This is a genomic window from Streptomyces sp. NPDC041135, from assembly GCF_055592085.1.
Window position 1 is genome coordinate 213775 of sequence record NZ_JBVIYZ010000002.1, and the last position, 26722, is coordinate 240496.

18 protein-coding genes and 1 pseudogene are annotated in these 26722 nt (G+C 74.5%); 8 read left to right on the forward strand and 11 right to left on the reverse strand.

Features of this window, described 5'->3' with window-relative positions; translation table 11 throughout:
• The first annotated feature begins 56 nt into the window (after positions 1-56).
• Positions 57-2615, forward strand: a complete 2559-nt coding sequence (locus ACZ6CZ_RS05230; RefSeq protein ID WP_469014940.1) for a discoidin domain-containing protein — start codon at positions 57-59, stop codon at positions 2613-2615.
• Positions 2616-2718: 103 nt separating this feature from the next.
• Here ACZ6CZ_RS05230 and ACZ6CZ_RS05235 read toward each other — a convergent pair whose 3' ends face one another.
• Complete coding sequence (locus ACZ6CZ_RS05235) at positions 2719-3672, reverse strand: AraC family transcriptional regulator (RefSeq protein ID WP_469014945.1); 954 nt, start codon at positions 3670-3672, stop codon at positions 2719-2721.
• A 193-nt stretch (positions 3673-3865) separates the two neighbouring features.
• Here ACZ6CZ_RS05235 and ACZ6CZ_RS05240 point away from each other — a divergent pair, with 193 nt between their 5' ends.
• Entirely contained in the window at positions 3866-4291 is a 426-nt protein-coding gene (locus ACZ6CZ_RS05240; protein ID WP_469014949.1) for an ANTAR domain-containing protein, read from the forward strand.
• 11 nt (positions 4292-4302) lie between these two features.
• Here the strand turns inward: ACZ6CZ_RS05240 and ACZ6CZ_RS05245 are convergent, their stop codons facing one another.
• Positions 4303-5526, reverse strand: a complete 1224-nt coding sequence (locus tag ACZ6CZ_RS05245; protein ID WP_469014952.1) for an amidohydrolase — start codon at positions 5524-5526, stop codon at positions 4303-4305.
• A 213-nt stretch (positions 5527-5739) separates the two neighbouring features.
• Between ACZ6CZ_RS05245 and ACZ6CZ_RS05250 the strand changes: the two genes are divergently transcribed.
• The 4 genes from ACZ6CZ_RS05250 to ACZ6CZ_RS05265 all read left to right on the forward strand — a co-directional run bounded on the left by ACZ6CZ_RS05250 (position 5740) and on the right by ACZ6CZ_RS05265 (position 10929).
• Complete coding sequence (locus ACZ6CZ_RS05250; protein ID WP_469014955.1) at positions 5740-7203, forward strand: aminotransferase class I/II-fold pyridoxal phosphate-dependent enzyme; 1464 nt, start codon at positions 5740-5742, stop codon at positions 7201-7203.
• A gap of 453 nt (positions 7204-7656) precedes the next feature.
• The gene (locus ACZ6CZ_RS05255) at positions 7657-9930 is read left to right on the forward strand and encodes a catalase (protein WP_469014962.1); all 2274 of its coding nucleotides are present in this window, start codon (positions 7657-7659) and stop codon (positions 9928-9930) included.
• A gap of 108 nt (positions 9931-10038) precedes the next feature.
• A complete protein-coding gene (locus ACZ6CZ_RS05260; RefSeq protein ID WP_469014968.1) occupies positions 10039-10281 on the forward strand; it encodes a chaplin in 243 nt (80 codons plus the stop codon).
• A gap of 159 nt (positions 10282-10440) precedes the next feature.
• On the forward strand, positions 10441-10929 hold the full coding sequence (locus ACZ6CZ_RS05265) for a MarR family winged helix-turn-helix transcriptional regulator (RefSeq protein WP_469014972.1): 489 nt from the start codon (positions 10441-10443) through the stop codon (positions 10927-10929).
• Between the two features lie 105 nt (positions 10930-11034).
• On the opposite strand, the gene ACZ6CZ_RS05270 is transcribed toward ACZ6CZ_RS05265, so the two are convergent.
• The 6 genes from ACZ6CZ_RS05270 to ACZ6CZ_RS05295 form a co-directional block, all read right to left on the reverse strand.
• Positions 11035-12744, reverse strand: a complete 1710-nt coding sequence (locus ACZ6CZ_RS05270; RefSeq protein ID WP_469014978.1) for a PP2C family protein-serine/threonine phosphatase — start codon at positions 12742-12744, stop codon at positions 11035-11037.
• Positions 12728-13789 carry a SpoIIE family protein phosphatase gene (locus ACZ6CZ_RS05275; protein WP_469016542.1) on the reverse strand — a complete coding sequence of 354 codons (1062 nt, stop codon included), beginning with the start codon at positions 13787-13789 and terminating at the stop codon, positions 12728-12730. Before ACZ6CZ_RS05275 ends, ACZ6CZ_RS05270 begins: the two co-directional genes overlap by 17 nt.
• Complete coding sequence (locus ACZ6CZ_RS05280; RefSeq protein WP_469014983.1) at positions 13786-14232, reverse strand: anti-sigma regulatory factor; 447 nt, start codon at positions 14230-14232, stop codon at positions 13786-13788. Before ACZ6CZ_RS05280 ends, ACZ6CZ_RS05275 begins: the two co-directional genes overlap by 4 nt.
• A complete protein-coding gene (locus ACZ6CZ_RS05285; RefSeq protein ID WP_469014988.1) occupies positions 14232-14612 on the reverse strand; it encodes an STAS domain-containing protein in 381 nt (126 codons plus the stop codon). The genes ACZ6CZ_RS05280 and ACZ6CZ_RS05285 overlap by 1 nt, the downstream gene beginning before the upstream one ends.
• Positions 14609-15499: an STAS domain-containing protein gene (locus ACZ6CZ_RS05290; protein WP_469014992.1), complete on the reverse strand. Its 891-nt coding sequence runs from the start codon at positions 15497-15499 to the stop codon at positions 14609-14611. Before ACZ6CZ_RS05290 ends, ACZ6CZ_RS05285 begins: the two co-directional genes overlap by 4 nt.
• A 141-nt stretch (positions 15500-15640) precedes the next feature.
• A complete protein-coding gene (locus ACZ6CZ_RS05295; RefSeq protein ID WP_469014998.1) occupies positions 15641-16810 on the reverse strand; it encodes a PP2C family protein-serine/threonine phosphatase in 1170 nt (389 codons plus the stop codon).
• Between the two features lie 202 nt (positions 16811-17012).
• On the opposite strand from ACZ6CZ_RS05295, the gene ACZ6CZ_RS05300 reads away from it, so the two are divergent.
• Positions 17013-17450, forward strand: a complete 438-nt coding sequence (locus ACZ6CZ_RS05300) for a MarR family winged helix-turn-helix transcriptional regulator (protein WP_469015002.1) — start codon at positions 17013-17015, stop codon at positions 17448-17450.
• A 414-nt stretch (positions 17451-17864) separates the two neighbouring features.
• Here ACZ6CZ_RS05300 and ACZ6CZ_RS05305 read toward each other — a convergent pair whose 3' ends face one another.
• From ACZ6CZ_RS05305 to ACZ6CZ_RS05315, 3 genes and pseudogenes are all read right to left on the reverse strand, one after another.
• Positions 17865-18299 (reverse strand): ATP-binding protein, encoded by a 435-nt coding sequence (locus tag ACZ6CZ_RS05305; protein WP_469015005.1) that lies wholly within the window; start codon positions 18297-18299, stop codon positions 17865-17867.
• 186 nt (positions 18300-18485) lie between these two features.
• Positions 18486-18578, reverse strand: a pseudogene (locus tag ACZ6CZ_RS05310).
• Between the two features lie 184 nt (positions 18579-18762).
• Positions 18763-19983, reverse strand: coding sequence for an acyltransferase family protein (locus tag ACZ6CZ_RS05315; protein ID WP_469015009.1), 1221 nt, complete (start codon positions 19981-19983; stop codon positions 18763-18765).
• A 392-nt stretch (positions 19984-20375) separates the two neighbouring features.
• Between ACZ6CZ_RS05315 and ACZ6CZ_RS05320 the strand changes: the two genes are divergently transcribed.
• On the forward strand, positions 20376-26687 hold the full coding sequence (locus tag ACZ6CZ_RS05320; RefSeq protein ID WP_469015012.1) for an amino acid adenylation domain-containing protein: 6312 nt from the start codon (positions 20376-20378) through the stop codon (positions 26685-26687).
• The last annotated feature ends 35 nt before the right edge of the window (positions 26688-26722 follow it).

Sequence of the window (26722 nt, forward strand, 5' to 3'; positions counted from 1 at the left end):
GTCCGTTGCCCGCTCGGGACAGCTCGTCGTTTTTCCGCCACCGCAGGAGCCGCAGCATGAGACTGAGATCCCTGGGGATCGCGCTAGCCGCCACGGCAGCGCTGATCGCCCTGCCAACCGCCCACACTCCGGCCGCAGCGGCCGCCGACGCCGCGACGCCCCTGTCCCAGGGGAAGACGGCCACCGCGTCGTCCCAGGAGAACGCCGGCACCGCCCCGGCCTACGCCGTGGACGGCAACACCGCCACCCGGTGGTCCTCGGCCGCGACCGACGACCAGTGGCTCCAGGTCGACCTGGGCGCCACCGCCTCGGTCAGCCAGGTGGTCCTCAACTGGGAGGCCGCGTACGGCAAGGACTACAAGCTCCAGATATCGCCGAACGGGTCCTCCTGGACCGACCTGAAGTCCGTCACCGGCGGCGACGGCGGCGTGGACACCGTCGACGTCTCCGGGCAGGGCCGTTACGTGCGCGTGCAGGGCGTGCACCGCGCCACCCAGTACGGCTACTCCCTCTGGGAGTTCCAGGTGTTCGGGACCACCGGCACCACCACCCCGCCGGCCTCCTGCGACACCGCCAACGCCGCGCAGGGCAAGACCGCCACCGCCTCCTCCACGGAGAACGCGGGCACCCCCGCGTCCGCCGCGTTCGACGGCAACACCGGTACCCGCTGGGCCAGTCAGGCCGCCGACCCGCAGTGGCTGCGGGTGGACCTGGGCTCGGTCAAGGACCTCTGCAAGGTCGACCTCAACTGGGAGGCCGCGTACGGCAAGGACTTCCAGATCCAGGCGTCCTCCGACGGCACCACCTGGAACACCCTGAAGACCGTCACCGGCGCGACCGGCGGCACCGCCTCCTACGACGTCAGCGGCTCGGGCCGGTACGTCCGGATCTACGGCACCGCCCGCGGCACCGGCTACGGCTACTCGCTGTGGGAGGTGGCCGTGCACACCGGCTCCACCGGTGGCACGCCCCCGATCGAGGGCGGCGGCGACCTCGGCCCGAACGTCATCGTCGTGGACCCCTCCACGCCGAACCTTCAGCAGAAGTTCGACGACGTCTTCGCCAAGCAGGAGTCCAACCAGTTCGGCTCCGGCCGCTACCAGTTCCTGCTGAAGCCGGGCACCTACAACGGCATCAACGCCCAGATCGGCTTCTACACCTCCATCTCCGGTCTCGGCCTGAACCCCGACGACACCCAGATCAACGGTGACGTCACCGTGGACGCCGGCTGGTTCAACGGCAACGCCACGCAGAACTTCTGGCGTTCGGCGGAGAACCTGGCGATCACACCGTCCAACGGCACCGACCGCTGGGCCGTCGCCCAGGCCGCGCCGTTCCGCCGCATCCACGTCAAGGGCGGCCTCAACCTCGCCCCCAACGGCTACGGCTGGGCCTCCGGCGGCTACATCGCCGACTCCAAGATCGACGGCACCGCCGGACCGTACTCCCAGCAGCAGTGGTACACCCGGGACAGCTCCGTCGGCGGCTGGTCCAACGGCGTGTGGAACATGACCTTCTCCGGTGTCCAGGGCGCTCCCGCGACCAACTTCGACAGCGGCCCGTACACCACGCTGGACACCACCCCCGTGTCCCGGGAGAAGCCCTTCCTGTACCTGGACGGCTCCACCTACAAGGTGTTCGTCCCGGCCAAGCGCACCAACGCCCGCGGCGTCTCCTGGCCGGCCAACGCCGGCACCTCGCTGCCGCTGGACCAGTTCTACGTCGTCAAGCCCGGCGCGACGGCCACCACCATCAACGCCGCTCTCGCCCAGGGCCTCAACCTCCTCTTCACCCCGGGCGTGTACCACCTCGACCGGACCATCGACGTCACCCGCGCCAACACCGTCGTCCTCGGGCTCGGTCTGGCCACGCTCGTCCCGGACAACGGCGTCGACGCCATGCACGTGGCCGACGTCGACGGCGTCAAGCTCGCCGGGTTCCTGATCGACGCCGGCTCGGCCAACTCCGACACGCTGCTGCGCATCGGCGCCCCCGGCTCCACCGCCGACCACTCCGCCAACCCCACCACCATGCAGGACGTGTTCGTCCGCATCGGCGGTGCCGGACCCGGCCTCGCCACCAACTCGGTCGTGGTCAACAGCAACAACGTCATCATCGACCACACCTGGCTGTGGCGCGCCGACCACGGCAGCGGAGTCGGCTGGGAGACCAACCGGGCCGACTACGGCCTGCGCGTCAACGGCAACGACGTCCTCGCCACCGGCCTGTTCGTCGAGCACTTCAACAAGTACGACGTCTACTGGGCCGGCGAGCGCGGCCGGACCATCTTCTTCCAGAACGAGAAGGCGTACGACGTCCCGAACTCCGCCGCCATCACCCACGACGGCATCGTCGGCTACGCGGCCTACAAGGTCGCCGACACGGTCACCACGCACGAGGCGTGGGGCCTGGGCAGCTACTGCAACTTCACGGCCGATCCCTCGATCGTCCAGGCGCACGGCTTCCAGGTGCCGACCGGCTCGGGCATCAAGATGCACGACCTGCTGGTGATCTCCCTCGGCGGCATGGGCCAGTACGCCCACGTCGTCAACAACACGGGCGCTCCCACCTCGGGCACCAGCACCACGCCCTCCAAGGTGACGCTGTTCCCGTAACCGCATCACCGCATCACCGCATCACCGCGTGACCCGGTCACGCCGCAGTACCGAACGACCGCGTCCCGGGACGGAGCACCTGCGTCCCGGGACGCGCCGTTCCTCAGCCGCCCAGCGTCCGGTGCGGAGCGCGCCGGTAGGTGTCGCGGTACAGGGCGGCGAAGCGCCCCGGGTGGTAGAAGCCCCAGCGGGTGGCGACCTCGGTGACCGTGACCCCGGTGCCGGGGTCCGCGGCCACCAGGTCGTGGTGGGCGTGGGCCAGCCGCACCCGGCGCAGATGGGCCAGCGGGGTCGTGTCCAGGTGCCGCCGGAACGCGTACTGCAGGGCGCGCACGGTGACATGGGCGGCCGCCGCGATGTCACCGACGCTGACGGGCTGGTCGGCGTGGTCGTCGATGTAGGCGAGCGCGCGGCGCAGCGCCTCCGGGCGGGCGTCGCCCCGGTCCTGGCCCGTCGCCTCGGTGAGGGCGGTGTTGGGGAACGTCGCCAGGACGCAGGCGGCCAGGTGCTGGGCGGCCGTCGAGGCGACCAGCGGCTGGTCCGCCAGCGTGGCGTCGCTCAGCACGTGGTCGCGCAGATAGCCGATGGTGCCGCTCAGGCGCCGGGCGGCGGCCGCGTCGTGCGGCCGGTGACCGGTCAGCCGTACCGGCCGGGTCCGCTCCGGTCCCGTGGCGGCCACCTGGGTGAGCAGGGCCGGATCCAGCATCGTGATGGTGTAGCGGGCGTCGCAGATGCGCCCGGAGTACGGCAGGTCCGGCGGCGCGAGCTGCACCACGTCACCGGGGCCGAAGGCGTCGTCGACGCCCTGGAACCGGTGGTCCCGGATCGTTCCGTCATGGACGACGCACAGACAGATCCGGCCGAGCGGGGTCACCGCGTAGCTCATCTCGAAGTCCAGGTCGAGTTCGTCGACAGTGAGCGAGGGGATCCCGGTGCGGCGGACCCGGGCACGGCTCGCCTCCGGCGTCGCGCTGCCGATACGCATCCGGGCGTAGGCGCGGCTGAGGAAGTCCTCGGTGACGTCCAGGTCGTCACTGTCGAAGGTGAGCGTGTCCATGGAGGCCCAAATTCCCCCGAAAGCCACCCGCACGCTCGCGTGACCAGGTGCTCTTCGTTTTCTGTACGACGGCTCGCCGAACTGTTCGCCTGGCGGCTGTCGCCGGGGGCGCGCGCTGCGGAGGGTGAGCTGGAACGTGACGTCCGCGCTCCCCTCGGCGCGGACCGTCGGGCGAAAGGAGAGGGCGACTGCAATGACCGGACGCGACGAGCAGGCGGACCGCCTCACCGCCCTCGAGGAGGAAGTGAGCCAGCTCCGCTGGGCCGTGGTGTCTCACGCCCTCGTCGACCAGGCGATCGGAGTGGTCGTCGCCGTCGGCGGCCTGCGCCCCGAGCAGGGCTGGGACGTCCTCAGGGAGATCTCGCAGCGCACCAACACGAAACTGCGGGAAGTGGCGAGCTGCCTGGTGCGGTGGCCGTCCGGCGGGCAGCTGCCCGAGGAGATCCGGCGGGCGCTGCCCGCCGCGGTCGACCTGGTGCGCGGCAGCCCGGACGCCGCCCCGGCCGCCCCGGCCGCCGCGTCCGGCGCCGGCGGCACCGGGGCGGCCGACGGGGAGAAGGTCTGGTTCGGGCGGCCGGAACTGCGGTCGGCGCTGCGGCGGAGCACCGCCTGGCAGTGACGGGCCGGGGGTCAGGAACCGCCGGCCCCCGCCCCCTGTGCCGCACGTCCGGCGACTAGCCGGTCCCGGGCGCGGGTGCGCAGGTCCGGCTCCCGCAGCACGTCGACGGCCGTGCAGGCCAGCGCCTCGACCACTGCCGTCAGTACCTGGCGGCCGCGCTCCGAGGCGGCGGCCGCGGCGAACTCCGGGGTGTGGTCGGAGCCGCTGTCGTCCATGATCGCGACGAACGGATGGATGGCGGGCACCCGGCCGCTGACGTTGCCGATGTCCGACGAGCCCAGGTAGACGCCGGGCGCGGGCGGGGTGAGGGTGATCCCGGCGCGGCCCAGATGCCCCGCGAACCGCTCGGACAGCACCTCGCTGTCGCGGAAGTGCTCGTAGCGCACGCTCGCGGGCTCCACCTCGACGGCCGTGCCGGTGGCCCGGGCGATGCCCTCGGCGGCGGTGCGCAGCAGCGCGGCCAGCTCGTCCAGGGCGCCCGTGGTCAGCGCGCGCAGGCCGAACCGGCCCTCGGCGTACTCGGGCACGATGTTGGTGGCCGTGCCGCCGTGCGTGACGATGCCCTGGACGTGGGAGCCCTCCGGCAGCCGCCGACCGAGGCCGGCGAGGACGTTGAACAGCTCGATCAGGGCGGCCAGCGCGTCGATGCCCTCGGTGGGGTTCCCCGTGGGGTGCGCGGCCCGGCCGCGGAAGCCGACCCGGTACTGCTCCTGCGCGGTCAGCGGGGCCCGTACCCAGTCGTACACGCCCGGATGGAACATCAGGGCGGCGTCGACGTCGTCGAAGACGCCGGCCGCCACCTCCAGCGCCTTGCCGCCGCCGCCCTCCTCCGCGGGCGTGCCCACCGCCAGCACCGTGCCGTCCGTCCCCTCCAGCACCGCGTCGGCGACCAGGGCGGCGCCCAGCCCGGCGGCCGCGATCAGGTTGTGCCCGCAGGCGTGGCCGAGACCCGGTAGGGCGTCGTACTCCAGCAGCAGCGCCACGGTGGGCCGGCCCCGGCCGGAGCGCGCGGTGAAGGCCGTCGGCAGGTCAGCCACGCCCCGGCGGACCTCGAAGCCCGCGCGCTCCAGCTCGCCGGTGAGCAGCGCGGCCGCCCGGTGCTCGGCGAACGCGGTCTCCGGGTCGGCGTGCAGGGCCGACGCGACGCCCCACAACGCCTCGGCGCGCTCTGCGGCCTCGGCCCGGACACGGCGGTGCAGGGGCTCGGGACCGGACGGCACGGGACTGGACGGCACGGGACCTCCTGGGGCTCGGGCGGCTCGCTCCACGCCCGGCCGGGTTCCACCGAACGGGTCGCCGACACCGGCCCGTGGGTTTGGAGTGCCCGGCGGGTGCAACACGGTCGGTGCTGCGCCGGGCACCACGCACGCGCCGCGCACCACGCCCCACGGGCCGGGGTGCGCGGCACGGCCGCCCGGTGGCCCCGGACCAGTGGAGGAAGGACAGCAATGGATCACTCGCGCGTACCCGTGCTGGAGGCCCTGCAGGAGTTCCGGCGCCGGGGGGACGTGGCGTACGGGCCACCGGGCCACAAGCAGGGCCGGGGTACGGACCCGCGCGTCACCGACGTCCTCGGCATGGACGTCTTCCGCTCGGACGTGCTCTCCCTGAACGGGCTCGACGACCGCCGCCAGTCCCAGGGGGTGCTGGAGCAGGCGCAGGAGCTGATGGCCGACGCCGTCGGTGCCCAGAAGGCCTTCTTCTCGACCTGCGGCAGCTCCCTGTCGGTCAAGACGGCCATGCTCTCGGTCGCGGGTCCGGGGGAGAAGCTGCTGCTGTCTCGCAACGCGCACAAGTCGGTCATCGCGGCCGTGATCATCAACGGGGTCGTCCCGATCTGGGTGCACCCGAAGTTCGACGCCGACCGCCACCTGGCCCATCCGCCGGAGCCGGACGACGTGCGCCGGCGCCTGCGCGAGCACCCGGACGCCAAGGGCATGCTGCTGATCACCCCCACCGACTGGGGCACCTGCGCCGACGTCCGGGGCGTGGCCGACGTCTGCCACGACTTCGACGTGCCGCTCATCGTGGACGAGGCCTGGGGCGCCCATCTGCCCTTCCATCAGGACCTGCCCGCCTGGGGCATGTACGCGGACGCGGACCTGGTCGTCACCAGCGTGCACAAGATGGGCGGCGCGATCGAGCAGAGTTCCGTCTTCCACCTCCAGCACGACCGGGTGGCGCCCGAGGTGCTCAAGCAGCGCGAGGACCTGCTCGGCACCACCAGCGCCTCCACCCTGGTGTACGGCGCCCTGGACGGCTGGCGGCGCCAGATGGTGGAGCAGGGGCACGACCTGCTGGACGCGGCCATCCGGCGTGCCGAGCGCGTCCGGGACGCGGTGGCCGACCTGGAGGGGCTGCGGGTGATGGGCCGCGAGATCGTCGACGAGGGCCTGGCCGCCGCGTTCGACCCGTTGAAGATCATCATCGACGTAAGGGGCCTCGGTGTCAGCGGTATGCAGGCGACCGAGTGGCTGCGGGCCAACTGCCACGTCGACCTGGGCGGCTCCGACACCTGCCGGATGAGCGCCTCGATCACCCACGCCGACGACGACGAGACCGAGAAGCTGCTCGTGGAGTCCCTGCGGTCCCTGGTGGAGCACGCCGGTGACATCGAGCGGCAGCCCGCCGTCCACCTCCCGGCCCCCGAGGACCTCGAACTGGAGCAGGCCGTGCTGCCGCGCGACGCCTTTTTCGGGCCCACCGAACAGGTGTCCGCAGAACAGGCGGTGGGCCGGATCGCCGCCGAGACGATCAGCCCCTATCCGCCCGGCGTGCCGGTCGTCGCGCCGGGCGAGGTGATCACCGCGGAGGTCGTCGACCACCTGCGCAGCGGTCTCGCGCACGGCTTCCTGATCTCCGACGCGGCGGACACCTCGCTCGACTCCTTCCGGGTGGTGGCGCGCCGCTGACATGGAACGCCCGGACTGCGTGCCCCCGGCCCAGCGCCTAAGGTGTCGTAAGCGGAGGGCCGGTACCTGCCCGCCGACGGGTCAAGAAGCCGGCCCTCGCCCCACGCCCGTCCCGGCGGCGTACGCCGGGCCGACGCGCCGCATCCCGCCGCGGCAGCCGGACGCCCGGCAACCCGCCCTGCCCGGGCGGGACTTCCCGCCCGGCCGCCCGACGCCACCCGGGGACGCCGGACTTCACCCGTGACCGGCGGACCGTTCGCGAGGACGCCGCACCTCCACCGGTTTCGGATGCCGTGGTCCGGGGACCCCGGGTGGGGGCTCACGCCCCGGTTCGAACCTGTTTGTTCACTTTGCCGGCCTGCGCACTGAGGCGCGCGGGCCGGCCGCCCGCGCCGCCCGGCACGCCCCGGCTGTGCCGGGCGCACCCCTGTGACCAGCGAAGGAATGGTAGTGATGAGCGAGAGCAACCCCCTCAAGCGGGCGGCGGACAAGGTCGCCCAGGCGGTGCAGGGCACGGGACCGGAAGAGGGGATCCCCGGCAAGCCGGGACCGCAGTCGCCGTCGGTCGCCGAACCCACCGAGCCCCGCGAGCCGCTGCCCCCGAAGCCCGACCAGACGGGGCCGGACACCTACTCCCCGACCGGCCGGCCCACCGGCGCCGACCAGGGCCGGATGGCGCAGGGCGGCGCCTACCTGACCGACGCCCAGGGCACCCGGCGGTACGACACCGACCACTCGCTGAAGGCCGGACCGCGCGGCCCGGTCCTCCTTCAGGACCACCACCTGCGCGAGAAGATCATGCACTTCGACCACGAGCGCATCCCGGAGCGCGTGGTCCACGCCCGGGGCTCCGGCGCGCACGGGGTGTTCCGCAGCTACGGCACCGCGGCCAACGTGACGAAGGCGGCGTTCCTCGCCGAGGACGTGGAGACACCGGTCTTCGTGCGCTTCTCCACCGTCCTGGGGTCCCGGGGCTCCGCCGACACCGTCCGCGACACCCGGGGATTCGCCACCAAGTTCTACACCAGCGAGGGTGTCTTCGACCTGGTCGGCAACAACATCCCGGTCTTCTTCATCCAGGACGCCATCAAGTTCCCGGACGTCATCCACGCCGGCAAGCCGCACCCGGACCGCGAGATCCCGCAGGCCCAGAGCGCCCACGACACCTTCTGGGACTTCGTCACCCTGCACACCGAGGCCACCCACCACACCCTGTGGAACATGTCCGACCGGGGCATCCCGCGGTCGTACCGCACCATGGAGGGCTTCGGCGTCCACACCTTCCGCCTGGTCGACGCCGAGGGCGGGACGGTCCTGGTGAAGTTCCACTGGAAGCCGAAGCTGGGCGTGCACTCCCTGGTGTGGGAGGAGGCGCAGATCATCAACGGCGTCGACCCCGACTTCCACCGCCGCGACCTCGCCGACGCCATCGAGGCGGGCGCCTATCCCGAGTGGGAGTTCGGCATCCAGGTCTTCCCCGACACCCCCGACCAGACCTTCGAGGGCATCGACCTGCTCGACCCGACCAACATCGTGCCCGAGGAACTCGCCCCCGTGCAGCCGATCGGGCTGCTCACCCTCAACCGCAACGTCTCGAACTTCTTCGCCGAGACCGAGCAGGTCGCCTTCCACGTCGGCCACCTCGTACCCGGCATCGACGTCACCGACGACCCGCTGCTCGCCGGCCGCCTCTTCTCCTACCTGGACACCCAGCTCACCCGCCTGGGCGGCCCCAACTTCCCGCAGCTGCCCATCAACCGGCCGCACACACCGGTCAACGACATGCTGCGCGACGGCTTCCACCAGACGGCCGTGCACCGCGGAGTCGCTCCCTACCGCCCCAACTCCCTCGACGGTGGCTGCCCGTTCACGGCCGGTGCCGACATGAGCGCCTACGTCGAGACGCCCGTGCGGGTCCCGGAGGGCACCAAGGTGCGCGAGGCGCCCGAGTCGTTCGCGGACCACTTCAGCCAGCCCCGCCGGTTCTGGCTGAGCATGAGCCCGGTGGAGCGCGAGCACATCATCCACGCCTACACCTTCGAACTCGGCAAGTGCTACGAACAGGCGATCAAGGAACGGGCCCTGCAGGTCCTCGCCAACATCGACCCGGAGCTGTGCGCCGACGTCGCCGCGGGCCTCGGCCTGCCCGCCCCGCGGCCCACCGTGCCCCTGGCGGACGTCGAACCCAGCCCCGCGCTGTCCCAGATCGGCCAGGTCTGGCCCACCGACGGGCGCATCATCGGCATCGTCACCGGCCCCGACGGCGACCTGGACGGCGTACGCGCCGCCCGGCAGGCGATCCTCGACGGCGGCATGGTCCCGCTCGTCGTCGCCCCGGCCGGCGGTGTCCTCGGCGACGGCTCCGACGCGCTGACCGTGCAGCGCACCTACACCACCGCCCGGTCCGTCGAGTTCGACGCCCTGCTGCTGGCGGGCACCCCCGGCGTCGGGGACGACGCCTACGGCGCCCGGGACGCCAAGGCCGGCCTGACCGCGGCGCGGCCCGCCGTCCACGACCCCCGGGTCGGCCTGCTGCTCAACGAGGCCTTCCGGCACGGCAAGGCCATCGGCGTCAGCAAGGGCGGCGAGGCGGTCCTGGAGACGGCCGGCGTCCCCACCGGGGCGCCCGGTGTGGTCGTCGCCGACAGCGCCACGAGCGCGCTGCAGCAGCTCACCCAACTGCTGGGCACGCACCGCGTCTGGGAACGCTTTCCCGCCGCGGCCTGACGGCCGGCGCGGCGGCGGCCGGTCCGGACGGCGTAGCAGGACAGGCGGGCCCGCGCCGGGTCGGGTGTGATGGAAGCGTCCTTCCCCCGACCAGTGAGGTCCCCTGTCATGCGTATGCGAAGCTTCGCCACCACGACCGTCCTGGCCGCCGCCCTCGCCCTCGCGGGTGCGACGTCCGCGCAGGCCGGCGACGGCCCCGGCCCGACCGGTGTCGCCGTCGGCAGCCCCGGTGTCCTGTCCGGCAACGTGGTCCAGATCCCCGTCGACCTCGGCCTCAACGTGTGCGGCAACAGCGTCAACGTGGTCGGCCTGCTGAACCCGGCGATCGGTAACAGCTGCGTCAACCACTGACGGTCCCCGGCGGGCCGGCCCTCCTCACGGGCGGGCCGGCCCGCTTCCGCGTGGTCTCGCTTTCGACACGGGTTGCTTGGCCCCGCGCTCCTCGGGTAGTCCGAGTGCTGAAGGGAGACACCCGCGTAGTGCACGGAGACTGCTGAAAGTGATGTGTTCGTGACCCGTCTCGGCGACCCTGGGCAGGGAAGGGAAGAGGGCGACGGCCCGGAGGCCGTCGCGCGGGAGACGGCGGATGCCGTGGAGAGCCTGACCGACCTGTGGTCACTGACCGCACAGGACCCGGCACTTCGGCTGTCCCCGCACCAACTGCGCGCCATGCGCACCCTGCAGACCACGCCCGGACTCAACCTCACCGGCCTGGCGGACTGCATGGACATCGGGCTGCCCACGGCCAGCCGGCTGTGCGACCGGCTGGAGGCGGCCGGCCTGCTGGAGCGGGCACTGCACCCGCACCGGCGCCGCGAGGTGCAGCTGCGCCTCACCACCCGGGGCGTGCGCGCGCTCGCCGACGTCACGGCCCGCCGGGTCCGCGCCCTGGCCGCCGTGCTCGCCGCGATGGAACCCGCCGAACAGGCCGCGTTCACCCGCGGGATGCGGGCCTTCCACGCCACCCACCGGTCGGCGGGCAGAACCGGGTTCCCCTAGGGCCTGTCGTTCGGATCATGTCGGCGTCCGAAAGGCGCAGTTCCTCTCAGCCGACCTGATCCGAACGACAGGCCCTGGGCGAGCGCCCGTTTCGCCGGGGTGACGTCAGCCGTCCTGCGGTGCCGTGCGGCACAGCAGCAGGCACACGTCGTCGTCGTGCTCGGAGTCGTGCAGCATCGGCTTCAGCAGCGACTCGGCGGAGGCGCCCAGATCCTCCAGCTCCGCCGCGTTCAGCATCCCCAGGGCCCGGGCCAGCCGGTCGATGCCCGCGTCGATGCCCGCGGCCCGCCGCTCCACCAGACCGTCGGTGTACAGGGCGAGGGTCGATCCGGCGGGGAGGGCGACGGTGTGCTCCTCGTACTCGTACGGCACCGGAACGCCCAGCATGATCCCCGGCTTGGCGTCGAGCACCCGTACCGTGCCGTCCGGGTCCCGCACGATCGCGGGCGGATGCCCGGCGGCGGCCCACACCAGCGTCGGCTCGCCCGGGGTGAAGCGGACCACGGCGCACGTCGCGTACAGCTCGGGCGACTGGTGGCACAGCATCCGGTGCAGCCGGGTGAGGATCGCGGCGGGGCCGTTGCCGTCCACCGCGTAGGCGCGCAGCGCGGTGCGCAGCTGCCCCATGATGACGGCCGCGCGCAGCCCGTGCCCCGTGACGTCCCCTATCACCGCCAGCACGCTCCCATCGGGCTGGCGGAAGGCGTCGTACCAGTCGCCGCCGATGTTCAGCCCGTGCGTGGCCGGCAGATAGCGGGCCGCCAGCGACAGCCCCGGCGTCGCCGGCAGATCGGTGAGCTGGGCGCGCTGAAGGGCCTCGGCGACATCGCGGTGCTGCTCGTACTGGCGGGCGTTGTCCAGGGCGATGGCCGCGCGCCGGGCCAGCTCGATCAGCATCACGGAGGTGTCGGGATCGAAGCGCGGGCCGGGCGCCGTCAGGGTGAGGACGCCGACCACGGCGCGCGCGCCCAGCGGGATGCACAGCAGCGGCCGGTCCGGCGACAGGGCGGACGGCGGCAGGTCGTCGACGCCCGGCAGTTCCCCGGGGTGTACGCCGGCGTGCTGGGGGCGTCCGGTGCGGGCGGCGGTCACCGCGGCGGCCGCGCGGCTGCCGGAGGCGGGCACCTGCTCGTCGCCGTAGAGCCAGATGTCGACACCGGCCGCGTACTCGGGCACCAGCAGCCCGGGCAGCCGGCGCAGGATGTCCTCGTGGTCGAGGGAGGCGTTGAGGGAGGCGCTGGCGTTCGCCAGGAAGGTCAGCAGGCGCCGGGCGTTCTGCGCCGCGGCCAGGGCGGCCCGCTCGGCGTCGAGGAGTTCGCGCTGCGCCAGGGCGGCGGCCTCCAGCTCGGCGTGCAGGGCCAGCACGCCCTGGTTGGTCTGGTGCAGCTCCTCCCGGTGGAAGCGGAGCAGCTCCTCCTTCTCGGACAGGCTGTCCAACAGCCCGGCCGCGTCCTCGTCGGCCCGCAGCAGCGCCTCGGCCAGCTCCTCGCCGTCCAGGTCCTCCGGGCGGGGCAGCGGGCGGGCGACCGGCTCGGAACAGGGCAGCGTGCGCTGCCACCGGTCGCCGCCGGGCACCTGCGCAACGCACACCCGCAGTTCGCCCGCGCCGTCACCGTCGGGCCGGCGGACGGTGAGGGCGAGTTCCGCGCCGCCGTGCCGCAGGCAGTGCCGCAGCCGCGCGGTGAGGCCGGCCAGGAAGCGGACGCGCTCCGGCGCGGGCACGCCGGCCTGCGCGGTGAGCCGCGCCAGCAGGGCCCGGGCCCGGCCCGCGCCGGCGGTGGAGTCGATCGTCCAGAGGTCAGTGTCGGCTGTCATCGGCGCTGGTCCGGCGGTCGGGGGCCAGTACGGCCACGCTGGTGTCGTCGCGTACGGGGCGGGCCGGACTGCTGGCGTCGCGCAGGACCGCCGCGGCCACCACCGCCGGTTCGAGTGTGAGCAGGTGGGGGTCGCCGGGTGGGGACCAGCGGCTGGGCAGCCCGTCGCTGTGCATGACGAGCAGACTGTCCGCACGCCAGGGCGCGCGTCGTACCGGCACCATGGCCGGGAAGTAGGCGCCCACGATCCCCGGGTGGGAGATCAGCGGGGTCCACGACTCACCGGTGCGCAGGCGCGCGCCGATGTTGCCGACTCCGGCGTAGTGGAGTTCCTCCGCCTTCAGGTCCAGCTGTGCGACGGCGACGGCCGCGCCCCGGGTGGGACGCAGCTCGGTGTGCAGCCGGCGCAGCATCTCGTCGGGCGGCAGGTGCGCCGCGCCGGGCAGTGCCTGCACCGCGGCGGCGGAGGCGCGGGAGGCCTTGGCGCCGTGTCCGAGGCCGTCGGCGAGCAGCAGCGTCAGCCACGGCCCGGAGCGCGCCCAGCTCCAGGCGTCACCGGAGTACGGGTCCTGGGCGAGGGCGACGTTGATCCCGCCGACCCGCGGGCCCGCGGCCGGACCGGAGTCGCGCACCGGCGGCTCCGGGTCGATCCGGGCCGCCGCCACGGTCCCGCGGCCCCGGACGCTGTACACGTCGAAGGCGTTGGCGATCCGCCGGCAGCTGCCCAGCCCGGCGCCGAGCGAGGTGCCCGTGGTGTAGCCGTCCCGCATCGCCGCGCCGACGTCGGCGATCCCGGGGCCGTGGTCCAGGGAGCACACCTGCACCGAGGACGCGCGGACACCGGCCGGCGGCTCGACGAGATTGACCACCATGCCGCCGCCGCCGGCGTGCTTGAGCAGGTTGGTGGCCAGCTCGGTGGCCACCAGCTCCGCCACCGCCGTACGGTCCCGGTCCAGGCCGGCGAGCGTACCGGCCTCCTGGACCGCCACCCGGACGTCCCGTACCCGCGTGGAGTCGTGCACGGGGACCTCCCACACCCGGCTCATCCCGCCCCCGGCCGGGCCGACGGCACCGCCGTCACCCATGCGACGGCCGTGACGGTGGTGCCGCGGCCGGGCTCGGTCTCGACGCCGAACTCGTGCACGAGCCGCTTGGCGCCGCTCATGCCCAGCCCCAGGCCGCCCCCGGTGGTGTAGCCGTCGGTCATCGCCAGGTCGAGGTCGCGGATGCCGGGACCGGTGTCGGTGAAGGTCATCCGCAGCCCGCGGGCGCGGCCGTTGTCGAGCGCCGCGATCTCCGCCTGGCCGCCGCCGCCGTGCACCAGGGTGTTGCGCGCGAGTTCGCTGGCCGCGGTGACCAGCTTGGTCTGCTGCACCAGCCCGAAGCCGAGCCGGGCCGCGTACTGCCGGACCTGCCGGCGGACCCAGGCGAGGTCCGCGTCCGAGCCGATCGGCAGGGTGGTCGCACAGGCATGACGTGACGCGGGCATCACGGCTCCCTCGGGCCGAGCAGTTCCATCGCGCGCTCGACGTCCAGGGCGGTGTCCAGGCCGGGCAGGGTGAGACCCAGCTCAACCAGCGTGATCGCCACGGCGGGCCGCATGCCGGCGAGGACCGTACGGGCCGCCAGCAGCCGGGCGGTGGAGGCGATCTCCGCGAGCACCCGGCCGAGGAACGAGTCGAGTATGTCCACGCCGGAGATGTCGATGACCACACCGCCGACCGGGCCGGCGGCGATGCGCCGGCTGAGGTCCTGCTGGAGCTGCTCGGCCAGGGAGTCGTGCAGTTCCCCCGGCAGCGTGACGAGCAGCACGTCTCCCAGCGCCAGCACCGGCACCGGACCCGACTGCACGGGGTAGGAGTGGGTCACCGCGCGATCGCCCCGAACTCCGGACGGACGGAGATCTCGATGCCCTGTTTGCCGAGCGCGTAGGCGAGGGCGTCCGCCAGGGAGGCCCGGGTCTGCACGGTCCCGAGGTCGATGCCCAGGTGCACGATGGTCTGCGCGATCGCGGGCCGGATGCCGGAGACGATGCACTCGGCGCCCATCAGCCGGGCGGCGGCGACCGTCTTCATCAGGTGCTGGGCGACGAGCGAGTCCACCGTCGGCACACCGGTGATGTCCAGGATGGCGTACCGGGCACGCTGTTCGACGATCGCCTCCAGCAGGCTCTCCATGACCACCTGGCTGCGGGCGCTGTCCAGGGTCCCGATCAGCGGGACGGCGACCGTGCCCTCCCACAGCTTGATGACCGGGGTGGCGACCTCCATCAGCTGCTCGCGCTGCCGCTCGATCAGGTCCTCGCTCTCCATGATCGCCGTCTCCATCACCACCAGGCGCAGCGTGCCCATCAGCACGGTGAGGGCGAGGACGCCCTCCTGCGCCTCGGCGCCGGCCGGGTCGGAGTACTCCTGGCGCAGCAGGGCCACCGCGGGGGCGCGCAGCGCGGCCACCTCGTCGGCGATCTGGGCGGGGGTGGAGCCGGTGCGCGCCCGCGAGGCGGCCATCCGCGCCAGCTGGTCACGGACCGACACGAACCCGGGGGCCGCGATGTCCTCGAGCCGCCCGCTCAGCGCCACCTCCGAGAGCGCGTCCAGCACCGCCTTGCACGCCTCGACCGCCTCGTCGCGGGAGACGGTGAAGACCGTGCGGAACAGGGGGGCGTCCGCCCAGCGCTGGGCGATCTGCTCCCGCCGGCTCTCGAGGAAGGCGCTCACCACCCGGGGCGCCGCCTGGGCCGCGTCCTGCTCCGACACTACGCATCCTCTCCCTTCGACGAGCCGACCGGATGGCTCGGCTCCTCGGCTTCAAGTCAATCCTTGCCGCATGACAACAGTAGCCCGCGCGTTCCCGCGCGAACAAACCTCCGCACGCCCCCGCACCTCCTGCGACCTGCCTCAACCGGGTGAACGTCCGCGCCAGTCGAGGCACACCACCATGGCGTCGTCGTCGGGCGTGACGTGCCCGCGGTGACCGGTCAGCTCCCGCAGCACGGCACGCGGCACGTCGGCGGCCGGCAGCAGCCGGGTGGCCTGGATCGCCCGGGCCAGGGCGGCGTCGCCGTACACCTCGCCGCGCGGGGAGGCGACGGAGTACACGCCGTCGCTGACGAGGACCAGGCGGTCGCCGGGCTCGACCCGGAACGACTCGGCCACGTAGTCGGTCTCCTCGAACATGCCCAGCGGCAGCTGGGCCTCGAAGGGGACCCGCTCCACCGTCCCCCGGCGCACCCGCAGCAGCCGCGGGGACCCGGCGTCCACCACCCACGCCCGGCCGGTGTCCAGCTCGAAGTCGAACATCAGCGCCGACACGTAGCCGCGGCCCTGGTAATGGGCGTAGACGGCCTGGTCGGCCAGCGCCGCCTGGTCGGCGAGCGGGAGCCCGGCCCGCCGCGCGTTGCGCAGCGCGCTCACGGCGAGGCTGGTCAGGAGGGACGCCTCCATCCCCTCGCCCATGCCGTTGGTGACGTACAGCAGCAGGTGGTCCTCGGTGGCCGACCAGTCGAAGTTGTCGCCGAAGATCGCATAGGCCGGCTCCAGCTGGGCACCCAGCTCGTACTCGGGGCGCGAGCAGGAGCGGCCGGGCAGCAGCTGCCACTGCATCTCGGCGGCCAGGGTCAGCCGGTCCTTGCGCCGGGCCTGCATGTACAGGTCGGTGTCCCGGTCGGCGACCACCACCTCGTGCGCCAGCACCTGCGCGATCTCCGCCAGCTCGCTCAGACAGCCGCCCAGGTGGTCGCCGCCCGGCAGGGTCACGGTGAGCACGCCGAGGCGGTCGCCGCGCACGGTCACCGGCAGGTGGGCGCGGACCAGATCGTCCTCGGCGGGCTCGACGAAGGGTTCCTGCGAGCCGAACGCCCGGCCGGGCGGGCTGCCGTGCACCGGCAGCGGCTCCAGGGTGTCCGGCAGCACGGTCACCGGCTGCAGAACCGAAAGGCCGTAATCGGCCATGAGCAACACGACGGTCCGCGCCGCGTACCGTTCGGTCAGGACGCGGCGTGCCGCCTCGGGCAACTCATGGGGAGCCGCTGTACGCAAAGCGCGCTCAGCGGCCACGAATCTGTTCATGATGGACTGATGCAACCAATCATCCGCCGGACACGAAGGGCCTGGTCCGGGCGACGGTACGGCCCTCCGGCGCGAACGCACCGGCGCCGGACCGTCTCCTGCCGCGTGGCGTGCCTAGTACGCTGGCGGCCGTCCCAGTGCCTGCGAGAGTGTGACAGTGCCTGACTTCCCGCCCCGCCCGCAATCCGCCGAGGTCGCACGTATGACCGCGACGGCCGCGGAGCTGCTGGAAGTCCTGTGGGGGCGGGCTTCCACCGCGCCCGCTTCCGCGTCCCAGGTCCGGGTGCTGCTGGTCCTGGAACACCATGACGGCATCAACCTGCGCACGCTCGCCGACAGTCTGGCCTCCACACCGCCGTCCACGAGCCGGCTGTGCGACCGGCTCCAGGCCGCCGGTTTCATCGAGCGTGCCGTGAGCGCCGCCGACCGGCGCGAGGTGCGCCTGCGCCTCAGCGGCCGCGGCCGGGCGTACCTGGCCGACCTGCGGCTGCGCAGAGAGCAGGAGGTGCGGGAAGTGCTGGCCCTGATGCCCGCCGCCGGCCGGAGCGCGCTGCTGGCGGGCCTGGAGACGTTCTGCGACGCGGCGGCGGCGCAGATCCGGGACGACGAGCCCGGCGACCCGGGCCGCCGTACGGCCTGAGCCGTGAGCACCCGACGGTGCGACACGTGCCGGTGCGGGAGCACGGGTCTCGGGCCGCTGCCCGTGTCCCGTGACCGACCGGATGGTTTCCCGCGCACGTCCGACTGGCACCTCACTGGATCGAGCGGCGGCCGCCGTCTGGCAGCCGCCGGCTTGAGTTCGTCTCGAGGTCCGTCTACCCCGATTCCGGCCGGCCTCTCCTGTCGCGTGTGCCGGAGGGGCCGGCCGGGGCGGGTTCACCGGGGTGCGTGCGGCGGGGTCTGCGGGGTCTCTGCGGGGTCGGACGTGGCCGCGCCAGGCGCCGGTCTCCACGCCGCCGCGCCGCTCGGTGACGTGGTGGCGGAGTCGTCCGTCCGGTGGTGACGACGCCGGCCTGCTCGGCCCCGCCGGACACCGTGAGCGCCCCGGCCGCCCTCAGGCGGTCAGGGGCAGGACGGCGGCGACGCGCTTGCCGTCGGTGAGGCGGGTGATGTCGACCCGTTCGCTCAGCGCGTGCACCAGCCGCAGCCCGTGCCCGCCGACCCGGCCCGGGTCGGCGGGCTGGAGCCGGGGCGGCCGGGGCGAGGTGTCCCGGACGGTCACGCGCAGCACGCTCCGGTCGGCGGCCAGCTCCAGCAGCAGCCCGCACGGCCCGGGGGCGTGCCTGACGGCGTTGGTGATCAGTTCGCTGACGACCAGCAGGGCGTCCTGGAGCGGCCGGGTGTCGAGGGCGAGACCCGCCCGGCAGGCGAGGGCGGCCAGGGCGCGCCGCGCGTCGGCGACACGCGGCACCCCACGCGCCCAGGTCGCCTGGTAGCGCAGCTCGGATACGGGTGCCTGCGTCGCGTGCGTGCGGGTGGAGAGGTCCATGCGCGGTGCCCTTTGAGGTGGGGGGTCCGTCGGCCTTCCGGGGGGTGTGGGGTCCCGGAGACCCGGGTTCGCAAAGGTGTGCCGTCAGCCCGGCTACCCGCTGGGACGTCACTCAAAGGCGGAGCGGCGCGCGGATCTCCGCGTGCGTCTCCGGGCGGCGCGTGGCGCGCCCCGGTGGGGCGTGGGCGGAAAGGGCAGGATTCGAACCTGCGTGGGCGGTGAAGCCCGACCTCGAGACGTGCTCGCGGGTCCCCGATAAGCCGCTCCGGGCACCTTTCCCTGTTCCCGGCCACCGTTCCGGCGTGCCGTTCACAGGAACGACAGTGCCAGGGCCGCCTCGAGCGGCGCCGGGGCGGCGGTGGTGGCCGCACGGAGTATCTCTCGAGCACAAAGCCCCCCGGCCGGGCGGCGGCGGCGCGGTACGGCGGTGCGCGGCCGCCCGCCCAGGAGGGGGGTACGGGGCTCAGCCGGAGGCGGCGTCCGGGGCGGGGGCGGCGCCGGCCGGTTCCGGTGCGCCGGTGCGCGCCCGGGGCTGCGCCGGAGGTGACTGCGGCGGGGCGGAGGGCGTTCGGCGCCCGCCGAGCAGCAGCCGGCGCGCCGGGCGCTCCACCGCCTCGTACAGGACCCAGGACAGCGCGAGGGAGACGGCGAAGGCCGCGGCCGTGGCGGCCAGACCCGCGCCGGCGCCGAGCCGGGGACGGGTGCCGAGCACGCTCGTGCCGGCCTTCAGCACCAGCAGGTGGACCATGTAGAAGGCGAAGGAGAGTTCCCCCAGCCGGACCAGCCGCCGGCGTCGCCACAGCGAGGGCAGCCCGTGCAGGTCCGCCACGGCCGCCGCCGGGATCAGCAGGGCGAACCCGGCGAGGGTGCAGAGCGTCGCGGAATACCCGGGGGAGACCTGCGGCACCAGGAAGTAGCCGGTGACCGTCAGGGCCAGCGACGCCTCCGGGCCGGGCCCCCGCCACCGCCCCAGGAGCACCAGCCGCGCCACGGCGGCGCCCAGCACGAACTCGGGCAGCCGGGCGGCGGGCAGGGAGCTGAGCGGCTGGTCCAGCCAGTGGTGGGTCTCCGCCCGGGCCAGCACCGCCACCGCGAGCACCGACGCCCCGGCCAGTGCCGTCGCCCCGCGGGCGCCGAGGCGGCGCAGCAGCAGGGCCAGCAGCGGGAAGCAGGCGTAGAAGAAGGCCTCGCAGGCCAGCGACCAGCTGACCGGGTCCAGCGTCTGCCACCAGGGACGCCACCAGGAGTGGACGAGCAGGAGGTTGGCCAGGCCCTGCCGCGGTGTCGGCCGCGCCAGGTGCATGGGCGCGTACGCCATCACCAGGGCGAGCACCAGGGTGACCAGGTGCACCGGGTACACGCGGGCGAACCGGCGCCGCCAGAAGGCGAGGGCCCGGTCCTCGGTCCGCGCGGACCACATGAGGACGAACCCCGAGAGGACGAAGAAGAACGACACGCCGCTGGCCCCGGCGCCGAAGCCCCAGGTCATCAGGCGGCCGCCGCGGCCTCCGAAGTAGTGGAAGTTGCTCACGTGCAGCCCGAAGACCAGCAGGGCGGCCACCCAGCGCAGCGCGGTCAGGGACGGCAGCGACGGCGCCGGTGCGGGCGGAGGGGGCGTGGGACGGGTCGGGGTCGTGGTGGCGGTGGCGGGTGGCGTCCGGGGCACCCTGGTCGCCGTCGTCATGGGGTCCTCACCTGCCGGTGGTGTTCGCTCGGGGCATGAGGGGGGACGTCGCCCGTTCCCCTCCTTCCGGTAGCCGCCCCTGCGGCCGTCCCGCTCACGGGCGGACACGGAGGGCGTCAGGGACATGGAGGACATCACCCTGCCGCCGCCCGGCCGCGCGCGGCGGGCCGTACACCCCGACCGCCCGGCGAGGCCACCCGTTCGGGGGAGGAAACGGCCTTACCGGGCGCCACCCGCGGCGCGACTTCCGGGCGCCGCGGGACCGCGGACCCGGCCCAGGTGCGGAAAGGACGGTCCGGCAGCCGGGACTGCGTCCGGTGCTGCGTCTTCTTCCCTATGGGCCGCGGGCCGCCGGCGGCAGGCTGCTGCAAAACACGGCTTGGAGGCTCACAGTGACAGCAGGCCCGGCCCCGGAAGGGGCACCGAACGACGGCGACACCCTCACGGCATCCTTCGCCCAGCGGCGGCTGTGGTTCCTGGACCAGCTGGCCGGCACCTCCACCGGCGCGATGCTCCCGCTGGTCCTGCGTCTGCGCGGCGACCTCGACCCGGACCGCCTGGAGCGCTCCCTCGCCGGGATCGTGCGGCGGCACGACGTGCTGCGCACCCGGTTCACGGCCGTCGACGGCGAGCCCGTACCGATCGTCGACGCCCCCGCCGGCACCCTGCTGGAGCGGACCCGGGCCAGTGGCTCCGAGGACCTGTTCGCCCGGTACCTGGGCCGCCCGGTCGACCTGGCCGCCCAGCACCCCCTGCGCGCCACCCTCGCCCGCGTGGCGCCCGACGAGCACCTGCTGCTGATCGAGGTCCACCACATCGCCGTGGACGGCTGGTCCTGGGGCATCCTGCTGGACGAACTCGCCGCCGGCTACCGCGGTGAACCGGTGGCGCCGCCCGCCGTCGCCTACGCCGACCTCGCCCGCGCCCAGGCCGGCCGGCTCTCCGGCGGCCGCCTGGAACGCCTGCTCGGCCACTGGCGCGACCGCCTGGCCGGACTGACCCCGCTGGAGCTGCCCACCGACCGACCCCGGCCCCGCGTCTGGGACGGTTCGGGCGACGTCGTCCGCTTCGACCTGCCCGCCGACCTGATCGCCGGCGCCGACGCCCTCGCCCGCGCCCACCGCGCCACCCGGTACATGCTGCTGCTCACCGCCTACCAGGCGCTCCTCGGGCAGTGGGCGGGCCGCACCGACGTCGCCGTGTGCAGCACCCTCGCCGACCGCGCCCAGCGCGGCGCCACCGGCGTCGTCGGACCGCTGGTCAACACGGTCGTGCTGCGCACCGAGCTGTCCGGGAGGCCGGGCTTCGCGGACCTGCTGGAGCGGGTGCGCGGCCGCGTCCTGGAGGACCTCTCGCACGCCGAGGCGCCCTTCGACCAGGTGGTCGGCGCGGTCGGCGGGCACCGGGACCTGTCCCGGCACCCGCTCGCCCAGGCGTCGTTCACCCTGCTCAACAGCCCGCTGCGCCCGGTGGAGATGCCCGGTCTGGACGTCGGGCTGGTGCAGCCGCCGCTGGCCGAGACCCCGCTGGACGTCTTCCTGGACCTGACCCTGCGCACCGACGGCAGCGTCGCCGCCGTCCTGCAGTACGCCACCGCCCTCTTCGACGCCGCCACCATGCGGTCCTTCGCCCGCGCCTACGTGGCGCTGCTGCGGGCCGTCGTGGCCGATCCCCACGCGCCGGTGGCCGACCTGGCCCGCGCCGCCCTGACCGCGGGCCGGGGCACGGCCGGCCGGCCCCGTCCGGAGTGGCACCACGCCCCCGACCGTCCCACCGCACCGCCGGCCCCGCTCGCCTTCGCCGGCCGGCCCGACGCGACCGCGCTGGTCTGCGGCGACGAACGCGTCAGCTACGCAGAGCTGGACGGCATGACCGGCGGCCTCGCCGCCGCGCTCACCGCCGCCGGGGCCGGCCCCGGCAGCGCCGTCGGCGTCCTGCTGCGCCGCGGCCCCTGGTCGGTCGCCGCGATCGAGGGCGTCTGGCGGGCGGGCGGCGTCTACGTCCCCCTCGACCCCGAACTGCCGGCCGAGCGGCTGCGGTTCATGGCGCGGGAGGCCGGCCTGAGCTGTGTCGTCGCCGACGCGGCGACCGGGGCGGCGGCGGCCGGGCTGGCGCCGGTCACGGTCGGCGTCGACGCCGTGGCGGCCGACCCGCACGGGCCCCGGCACCGGCCCGACCCGCGCGACCTCGCCCACGTCATCTTCACGTCCGGCTCCACCGGCCGGCCCAAGGCGGTCGGCGTGGAGCACACCGCGCTCGCCTCCCACGTCGAGGCCGCCCGCCGGCGCCTGGGCGTCACCGCCGCCGACCGGGTGCTCGCCTTCGCCTCCTTCTCCTTCGACGCCTCCCTCGACCAGGTGCTGCCCGCGCTGACCTCGGGCGCCACCGTCGTCATGCGCCCCGACGAGCCGTGGCTGCCCACCCAGGTGCCCGAGGTCGTCCAGCGGCACGCCCTCACCGTCGTCAACGTGCCGCCGACGTACTGGTCGGAACTGACGCTGTCCCTCGACCGCCGCGCCGCGGCCCGGCTCGCCTCCCTGCGGCTGCTCGTCCTCGGCGGCGAGGCCGTCCCGGCCGACACCCTCGCCGTCTGGCGCGCCGCGGTGCCGTGGGCGCGGGTGTGCAACGCCTACGGGCCCACCGAGACCACGGTCACCGCGACCACCTACGAGGCCGAGGGGCCGACCGCCGACACCGTGCCCATCGGCCGCCCCCTGGGCGAGCGCCGGGTGTACGTCGTCGACGCCGACGGGGAGCCGGTCCCGGTCGGTGTCTGCGGCGAACTCCTCATCGGCGGCCGCGAGGTGGCCCGCGGCTACCTGGGCCGCCCCGCCCTGACCGCCGAACGCTTCGTGCCGGACCCGTTCGGCCCGCCCGGCGGCCGCCTCTACCGCACCGGCGACCTGGTGCGCTGGACGCCCTCGGGGAACCTGGAGTTCCTGGGACGCGGCGACGACCAGGTGAAGATCCGGGGCTTCCGCATCGAACTCGGCGAGGTCGAGTCGGTGCTGCGCGCCTGCCCGCTGGTCGCCGCCGCCGCCGTACGGCCCGACCGGGCCACCGGGCGCAGCCTCACCGGCTACGTCGTGCCCGCCGCACCGGCCGACGGCGACGCGTCCGCCACCGTGCCGCGCGCCGACCTGCGTGCCTGGTGCGCGCGTTACCTGCCGCACTACGCCGTCCCGTCCGAGTTCGTGGTCCTGGACGCCCTGCCCGTCGGCGTCTCCGGCAAGCTCGACCGGGCCGCCCTGCCCGACCCCGCCCACGCCCGCGGCGCCGACGGCGCGCCGCAGGTGGAGCCCCGGGACGAGACCGAGCGGATCGTGGCCGAGATCTGGGCCGACGTCCTGGGCCTGGAGCGCATCGGCATCGACGACAGCTTCTTCGACCTCGGTGGCCACTCCCTGCTCGCCACCATGGCGGTCTCCCGCATCGCCCAGCGCCTGGGCCGGGACATCGAGCTGCGGACCGTCTTCGAGAACCCGACCGTGCGCGGCTTCGCCCCGCGGGTCGCGGCCGCCCGCGCGGCCGGCGCCACCGAGGTGGTGCCCGTGGACCGGTCGCAGCCGCTGCCGCTGTCCTTCGCCCAGGAACGCCTGTGGTTCCTGGACCGCACCTCGGACCGCGGCGACTCCTACCTGCTGTGGTACTGCTGGCGGGTGCGCGGCGGCCTGGACCGCGCCGCCTGGCAGCAGGCCCTGGACGACCTGGTCGGGCGGCACGAGGTGCTGCGCACCGCCCTCACCGAGAGCGACGGCCGCCCCGTGCAGCAGGTCCTGGACGCCGTACCCGTGCCGCTGCACTGGGAGCGGGCCCCCGGCGGCGAGCCGGCCGAGCGCCTGGCGGCGGTGCGGCGCGCGGCGGTCGCCCTGGCCACCCGCCGCTTCGACCTGGCCCGGCCGCCGCTGCTGCGGGCCGGGGTGTGGGAACTCGCCGGTGACGACCACGTGGTCGTGCTGTCGCTGCACCACGCCGTCACCGACGGCTGGTCCAAGGGCGTCCTCGTGGAGGAGCTGGCGCAGCACTACGCCGCCCGGCTGGCCGGCCGGCCCGCCGGACTCGCTCCGCTGGCCGTGCAGTACGCCGACTTCGCCGTCTGGCAGCGCGAGCGCGCCGACAGCGGCGCCCTGGAGGAGCAACTCGCCTACTGGGAGCGGACCCTGGCGGCCGCCCCCGCCCTGGAACTGCCCACCGACCGGCCGCGGCCCGCGGTGTTCAGCGGCCGGGGCGGCGCGGTCGAGGTCGACCTGCCCGCCGGCCTCGCCGACCGGGTGGACGCCTGGGCCCGGGAGCGCGGCGTCACCCGCTTCATGGTGCTGCTGGCCGCCGCCCAGGCCGTCCTGGCCCGCTGGACGGGACAGACCGACGTGACGGTGGGCACCCCCGTCGCCGGCCGCGGCCGGGTCGAACTGGAGCCGCTCGTCGGCTTCTTCGTCAACACCGTGGTGCTGCGCACCGACCTGTCCGGACGGCCGGACTTCGCGGCGCTCCTGGAGCGCGTCCGGGACGGGGTGCTGGGCGCGTTCGACCACCAGGACGTGCCGTTCGAGCGGGTCGTGGAGCGGCTGCGGCCCGAACGCGACCTGTCCCGCAACCCGTTGTTCCAGGTGATGGTCGACGTGCAGGACTCCGCCACCGGCGGCCCCGCCCTGCCGGGCCTGGAGGCGGCCGACTTCGCGCTGCCGTGGGGCTCGGCGAAGTTCGACCTCACCGCCACCTTCCTGGTGCGGCCCGGCCGGTTCGCCCTCAACGTGGAGTACGCCGCCGACCTGTTCGACCCGGCCACCGCCACCCGCTTCGCCCAGCACGTGGGCCGGGTGCTGGCGGCCGCGCTCGCCGCCCCCGCCACCCCGGTGGACGAGCTGCCGCTGCTGTCCCCCACCGAGCGGACCCACCTGGTGGCGAGCGCCGGACAGGCGCCCGCGCCCCGGCCCGCGCCGCCGCTGCGGATCACGGGCCGGCCGGCCGACCCGGCCGTGGTGTGCGAGGACCGCACCCTCGACCACGCCGAACTGGACGCCCTCACCGGCGGACTGGCCGCGGCCCTCGCGGACGCGGGCGTACGGCCGGGCGACGCGGTCGGGGTGTGCCTGGGCCGCGGTGTGTGGCCGGTGGCCGCGATGCTCGCCGTCTGGCGCGCGGGCGGCGTGTACGTACCGCTCGACACCCGGCTCCCGGCCGAACGGCTGCGGTACATGCTCGACGAGGCCGGGGTGCGCCACGTCGTCACCGACAGCGGCACCGGGGAGCTGATCACCGGCCTGGGCGCGGTCGCGGTCGACGTCGCACGGGTGCGCCCCGCGCCCGGCGGCCCCCGGCACCGGCCCGGCCCCGGCGACCTCGCCTACGTCATCTTCACCTCCGGCTCCACCGGCCGCCCCAAGGCCGTCGGTGTCGAGCACCACGCCCTGGACGCCCATGTGGCCGCCGCCCGCGAACAGTTCGCGCTGACCGCCCGCGACCGGGTGCTCACCTTCGCCTCCACCTCCTTCGACGCCTCCCTGGAACAGATCCTGCCCGCCCTGAGCGCCGGAGCGGCCGTGGTCGTACGGCCCGACGCGATCTGGTCACCGGACGAACTGGCCGACCGGGTCGCCGCCGAGCGGATCACCGTCATGGAACTCACCCCGTCCTACTGGGCCGAGGTGGTGGCCCGCCTCGACCGCCTCGCACCGCGGCTGGCCTCCCTGCGGCTGCTGGTGACCGGGGGAGAGGCGCTGCCCGCCGACCCGCTGGAGCGCTGGTTCGCGCACCTGCCCGGGGTGCCCGTGGTCAACACCTACGGCCCCACCGAGGCGGTCATCTCCGCCACCGCCCGCCGGCTGGAGCGCGCCCCGCACGGCCGGGTGCCGATCGGCCGCCCCCTCGGCGGCCGCCGCGCCTACGTCGTCGACCCGCACGGCGCCCTCGCCCCGGAGGGCGTCCCCGGCGAACTCCTGCTGGGCGGCGGTGAACTGGCCCGCGGCTACCTCGGCAGGCCCGCCCTGACGGCCGAGCGGTTCGTGCCCGACCCGTTCGGCGCACCGGGCGGCCGGCTGTACCGCACCGGTGACGTCGTACGCCGGCTGCCGGACGGGGAGCTGGAGTTCCTCGGCCGCAACGACGACCAGGTGAAGATCCGCGGGTTCCGCGTCGAACCCGGGGAGGCCGAGGCGGTCCTGCGCGGCCATCCCGGCGTACGGGCCGCGGCCGTCGTCGTGCGCACCCTGCGCGGCGAACCCGCCCTTGTGGGCTACGCCGCCGGCAGCGGCCTTGCCGAGGAGTCGCTGGAGAACCACTGCCGGGCCCGGCTGCCGCACTACCTCGTGCCGTCGGCCTTCGTCGTGCTCGACGCGCTGCCGCTGACCGTGCAGGGCAAGCTGGACACCGCCGCCCTGCCGGAGCCGGCCGAACCCGCCGCGCAGGCCTTCGTCGCCCCGCGCACCCCGGCGGAGACGGTCGTCGCGCAGATCTGGTGCGAGGTCCTCGACCTGCCCCGGGTCGGCGTCCACGACGACTTCTTCGTCCTGGGCGGGCACTCCCTGCGGGCGGTCGCCGTCACCTCCCGGCTGCGCTCCGCCTTCGACTGCCCCCTCCAGGTCCGCGACCTGTTCGAACACCCCACCGTCGAGCGGCTCGCCGCCGAGGTGGAACGCCGGCTGCTGGAACTGATCTCGCAGATGAGCGACGACGAGATCGACCTCTCCCTCACGGCCGACTTCTGAGCGCCGGGGCCCGGCCGCCCCCGCACCGACGGCTT

Coding starts and splice junctions, on each gene's coding strand:
- ACZ6CZ_RS05250 (WP_469014955.1), top strand. CDS start 5,740: ATGGATCACTCGCGCGTACCCGTGCTGGAGGCCCTGCAGGAGTTCCGG.
- ACZ6CZ_RS05270 (WP_469014978.1), bottom strand. CDS start 12,744: ATGACAGCCGACACTGACCTCTGGACGATCGACTCCACCGCCGGCGCG.
- ACZ6CZ_RS05235 (WP_469014945.1), bottom strand. CDS start 3,672: ATGGACACGCTCACCTTCGACAGTGACGACCTGGACGTCACCGAGGAC.
- ACZ6CZ_RS05315 (WP_469015009.1), bottom strand. CDS start 19,983: ATGACGACGGCGACCAGGGTGCCCCGGACGCCACCCGCCACCGCCACC.
- ACZ6CZ_RS05305 (WP_469015005.1), bottom strand. CDS start 18,299: ATGGACCTCTCCACCCGCACGCACGCGACGCAGGCACCCGTATCCGAG.
- ACZ6CZ_RS05280 (WP_469014983.1), bottom strand. CDS start 14,232: ATGCCCGCGTCACGTCATGCCTGTGCGACCACCCTGCCGATCGGCTCG.
- ACZ6CZ_RS05295 (WP_469014998.1), bottom strand. CDS start 16,810: ATGAACAGATTCGTGGCCGCTGAGCGCGCTTTGCGTACAGCGGCTCCC.
- ACZ6CZ_RS05260 (WP_469014968.1), top strand. CDS start 10,039: ATGCGTATGCGAAGCTTCGCCACCACGACCGTCCTGGCCGCCGCCCTC.
- ACZ6CZ_RS05255 (WP_469014962.1), top strand. CDS start 7,657: ATGAGCGAGAGCAACCCCCTCAAGCGGGCGGCGGACAAGGTCGCCCAG.
- ACZ6CZ_RS05275 (WP_469016542.1), bottom strand. CDS start 13,789: ATGAGCCGGGTGTGGGAGGTCCCCGTGCACGACTCCACGCGGGTACGG.
- ACZ6CZ_RS05230 (WP_469014940.1), top strand. CDS start 57: ATGAGACTGAGATCCCTGGGGATCGCGCTAGCCGCCACGGCAGCGCTG.
- ACZ6CZ_RS05300 (WP_469015002.1), top strand. CDS start 17,013: ATGACCGCGACGGCCGCGGAGCTGCTGGAAGTCCTGTGGGGGCGGGCT.
- ACZ6CZ_RS05240 (WP_469014949.1), top strand. CDS start 3,866: ATGACCGGACGCGACGAGCAGGCGGACCGCCTCACCGCCCTCGAGGAG.